Source organism: Streptomyces sp. NPDC050636 (genome assembly GCF_040654775.1).
In the GTDB taxonomy this organism is placed as follows: domain Bacteria; phylum Actinomycetota; class Actinomycetes; order Streptomycetales; family Streptomycetaceae; genus Streptomyces.
Window position 1 is genome coordinate 1 of sequence record NZ_JBFAIP010000215.1, and the last position, 4064, is coordinate 4064.

2 protein-coding genes and 1 pseudogene are annotated in these 4064 nt (G+C 68.2%); 1 reads left to right on the forward strand and 2 read right to left on the reverse strand.

What is annotated here, in order from left to right:
• The first annotated feature begins 827 nt into the window (after nucleotides 1-827).
• On the forward strand, nucleotides 828-2207 hold the full coding sequence (locus AB0I10_RS40605) for an alpha/beta hydrolase (protein WP_363157763.1): 1380 nt from the start codon (nucleotides 828-830) through the stop codon (nucleotides 2205-2207).
• Here the strand turns inward: AB0I10_RS40605 and AB0I10_RS40610 are convergent.
• Together AB0I10_RS40610 and AB0I10_RS40615 are read right to left on the reverse strand one after the other, a co-directional pair.
• Nucleotides 2102-2898: pseudogene (locus tag AB0I10_RS40610) on the reverse strand (aldo/keto reductase). The gene AB0I10_RS40605 and the pseudogene AB0I10_RS40610 overlap by 106 nt on opposite strands.
• Nucleotides 2899-3080: 182 nt before the next feature.
• Nucleotides 3081-3770, reverse strand: coding sequence for a DUF6193 family natural product biosynthesis protein (locus AB0I10_RS40615; RefSeq protein WP_363157764.1), 690 nt, complete (start codon nucleotides 3768-3770; stop codon nucleotides 3081-3083).
• Nucleotides 3771-4064 lie beyond the last annotated feature (294 nt).

The window sequence follows — 4064 nt, forward strand, 5'->3', positions numbered from 1 at the left end:
GCAGCTACTCGCCCTTAGGTGTCTAATCCGGTAGCTCCGTGCCGGTTCGCCTGGGCTTGGTGCCCTTCTTGTGGTGAGCGGGCCGACTGTATGCCTCGCCGGCGGCAAGGACGCGGGCCCTGCAGGGTCTGGTCGGGGCCTCGGGCTGCTGGAACAACGACTCTTTGGCCGGCATCAGGCGCATCGGCCGCTACAGCGAAGGCAGTTGGGCGCCCGAGCCGGGCGAACGGGAGGTCCGTCCGCCCGCGGCGGGTAGCTGGACGGAACTCATAGGGCGCACGGGCGAACTTGTACTGCGCGCGGCCTCCCTCGCGACCAGGCCGGAGCGTTGTGAGGTGCGTGACGAATGCCCCGGTTGACGGAAGAGATCGGGACCTGCGATCGGGACTTTGCGGGGTTGGGCAGCGGTGCCACGGGTTCGCGGAAGGGCGCCTGCGCGTGGCTGTGGAACCGGACGTTCAACGGTACTTGGGGTATCCGTCGCTGCGGTGGACAAGAGGGCGGTGGTGGTACTGGTGCCACCCGAAGACGGGTACCAGCGTGATCGATCGCGGGTTCCCGGAGCCCGAACATCGGATCTGACGCTGCGCAGCCGAGCGCGGCCGCTGGGAGGTTCGATGTCCATGTTCAGGAAACCGCGGTGGCTTGTGGCTGCCGTATCGGGTGTGGTGGTCACGGCCATCGCGACTGGCCTTGCGCCGGCGACGGTGCAGGGCGTGGCGGCGGGTGGTGTGGACCTCGGCTCTTCGCCCGCCCCCGCGCGCTATGCGGGGCAGCGGCTCGACTGGAAGCCGTGCGATCAGGATCCTTCGCTTCAGTGCGCGGCGATGACTGTGCCTCGCGACTGGCACCACCCGGGGACCGGCGCGGACCTGACCGTTGCGGTGTCCCGGCACCGGGCTGCTGACCCGGCACAGCGCCGTGGGGTGCTGATGATGGCCGCCGGCGGTCCGGGCGCCTCGGGGCTCGCGCGGCCCGCGGGCTTCGTCAAGGCGTCACCCGCGGTCGGTGCCGTGTACGACGTGGTCAGCTTTGACCAGCGGGGGGTCGGGAGCAGCTCGCACGCCACGTGTCAGACCGACGCCGAGTTCCGGGACTTCTATGCGGGCGACTTCCGTGACCGCTCACCGGCGGCGGTCCATGGCGTGGTGGACCGGTCCAGGCAGTTCGCGACGGGCTGCCAGGAGCGAAGTGGTGATCTGGTCAGATACCTCAACACGGACCAGGCCGTGCGCGACATGGACCTGTTCCGCACACTGCTCGGGGTGCAGAAGATCTCGTACTACGGGCCGTCGTATGCCACCTGGCTCGGCGCGTACTACGCGACACGGTTCCCACAGCACGTCGAGCGCGCCGTGCTGGACAGCAACCTGCCGTTCAACGAGACTTGGCAGCAGGCCGAACTCGGGCAACCGATGAGTTTCCAGCGCCGTTTCGAGCAGGACTTCCTGCCATGGATCGCCAGGTACGACGCGGTCTACCACTACGGGAGCACCGCCGCCGAAGCGAAGGCGAGGTGGGAGGCGCGCCGTAAGGCGCTGCACAACCGCCCGATCACCATCGGCTCGCTGACGATCGGGCCCAACCAGCTCGACAATGCCACGCTCCAGGGAATGTACAACGCTGACCGGCAGTGGGGCGCGCTGGCGTCCGTACTGGCTGCCCTGGAGCACTGGGACACGGCGGCACCGGCCGAACGCCGACTTGTCCGGCGGGCCTTCGCCAACTACCTGTCTCCCGGCTTCGCCGCTACGTACTTCCCGGTCACCTGCAATGACACCCCGTGGAGCCGTGATCTCGCCTACTGGATACGGCAGAGCGCCAAGGACGCCAAGAAGTACCCTCTGGTCGGGGCGCGGGAGCTCGCGTACGCCGCTGTCTGCGTGTACTGGCCAAAGTCCAACGCGCCGCGCGTGAAGGTCACCGGCAAGGGCCTGCCACCCGTGCTGATGCTCAACTCCGTGCACGACCCGGCCACGTACTACGAGGGCGCGGTGCGGGCGCACAAGGCGCTGCGGGGTTCACGCCTGGTCACGGTCATGGGCGGTGACCACGGGCAGTATCAGAACGGCAATGCCTGCGTCGACGGCATCGTCGACGCCTACCTCCTGAAGGGAACCGTCCCGGCGCACGATCCGACGTGCCCCACCAAGCCGCTGCCTGCACCCGCACCCACACCGGCACCCGCACCGGCGCAGCAGAGCTGAGCGGTTCGGGGGTGCGGCCGGGTCGCGGCCGTCCTGGTAGCCGGCGGCGGAGCCGAGTTGGCGGCATTCGGCGTCCCCCGGGGGTGGCTGTCGCCGGGGGCGATCAGGGCGGCGGTGCCGATGGCGACCGCGTCGGCGCCCAGGGCCATGCATGCGGCGAGGCCGGCGCCGTTGCGGATGCCGCCGGAGACGATCGGCTGCACCGTCCGGTGCACGCCCTCCTCACGCAGAGCCCGCTCGGCCTGCGGCAGGGCGGCCAGGGTGGGGATCGGGGCCGGCCTCACTGAGGCCGAAGTAACGCACCTTGCCCGCAGCGATCAGCTCACCGACGGTTCCTGCCACGTCCTCGATCGGTACGGCAGGATCGACGCGGTGCTGGTGAAGCACGTCAATGTGGTCGGTGCCGAGGTAGCGGGCTGTTCTCGGTGACCTCGCGGATGTGCTCCGGACGGCTGTCCAGCGCGGTTCCGATCTTGGCCGGGTCGCTCAGGTCGAAGCCGAAGTTGGTGGCGATCACGATGTCATCGCGTACGTCCTTCACCGCGCGGCCGAGCAACTGCTCGTTGCTGCCGGTGCCCCTGCCGTACAGCTCGGCGGTGTCGAAGAAGGTGACACCCGGCTCGTACGCCCGGTGGATGGTGGTGAGGCCGCCCTGTTCGTCGGTGGCACTGTACGCCATGGTCATGCCCATCGTGCCGAGGCCGATCGCCCCGACCTCCAGGCTCTGGCGGCCGAGCTTGCGTCGCGGAGGGCACGATCGCACTCCTGCACTGGTTCTGCCGCCTGCGCATTTGCTGGGAGATCCGCGATGACGTCCACCGAGCTTTCATCACGCTCGGCTGCGTCATCATCTGCTGGCGACGGCTGCGGAGCTCATGAATCGAACCCACCCTGATTCTCGTCGTGGAATGCTCCGAACGTGACAGGGCCAAGGCCAGAGGGCAATTGCCGTACGGCTGCCGCCACTGCCTCGTGCGCTGTGGTGGCTTGGGCGTGAACGCCCGCACCTGTGATGCCTTTGCTGACCGTGTACCGGTCGAGGTCATCAGTGAGTATGCACGGGCCGGTGATGGTCAAGGACGGGCGGGTGGTTGTCGAGAAGCGCAGCACCCAGTGGCTGGTGAAAGGGTAGAGGCGCCGCAGTGCCGGCTCGGCGTATGCCGCCTCGATGAGCGCGTGATACGCAGGCCAGTCCCGTTCGCTTGCCTCCGTGCGCATGGACTGCCACTCGGATTCGGTCAGGCGCACCGGATCGGGATCGGGCACCTCGAAGCGGCCGGTCAGACGCACGAACGGCGCGGCCTGGCGGATGTCACTCAATGGCGCCCCTTCTTGCCACGCCTGCGCGGCCCTGGCAACCTGCGCCAAGTCCTCGCTGTCGCCTCGGATGAGTGCCATGCCTTCGAACGGCTCCTCACCGTGGATCGACCACCGCCGCTCGCCCGCCCACGAGGTGACGACCAGAGCCTTGCGGTACGGCAGCCTGCTCTCGGCGATGGCACGGCCCAACGGGCTGGAGGTCGGGGACGTTACAGAGACGGAGAAACCGGCCTCCTTCGCCACAGCTCGGAGCGCCGCGGCGAGGCTGCCTCGCGTCGCGACGTCGGGATACAGAACGGCTGGATCAGGGTGCGTCAACACAACTTCTGATTGTGCCGCACCCGCCAGAGGTGGCGTACTGCCGCCCTCATTCTGATTCCGGTCCTTAGGCGCACCAGAGGGTCTCGCAGGCCAAGAGCCTGCTGGCGGCGAAGTCAACCCAGGACACTTCAGGTTGGGGCAGACTCGGACTGGTTCTATTTCGCCAGACTTGCGCTCCTGGTTTAGCTCACAGGATGTTCCATGAGAGGGAAGCGT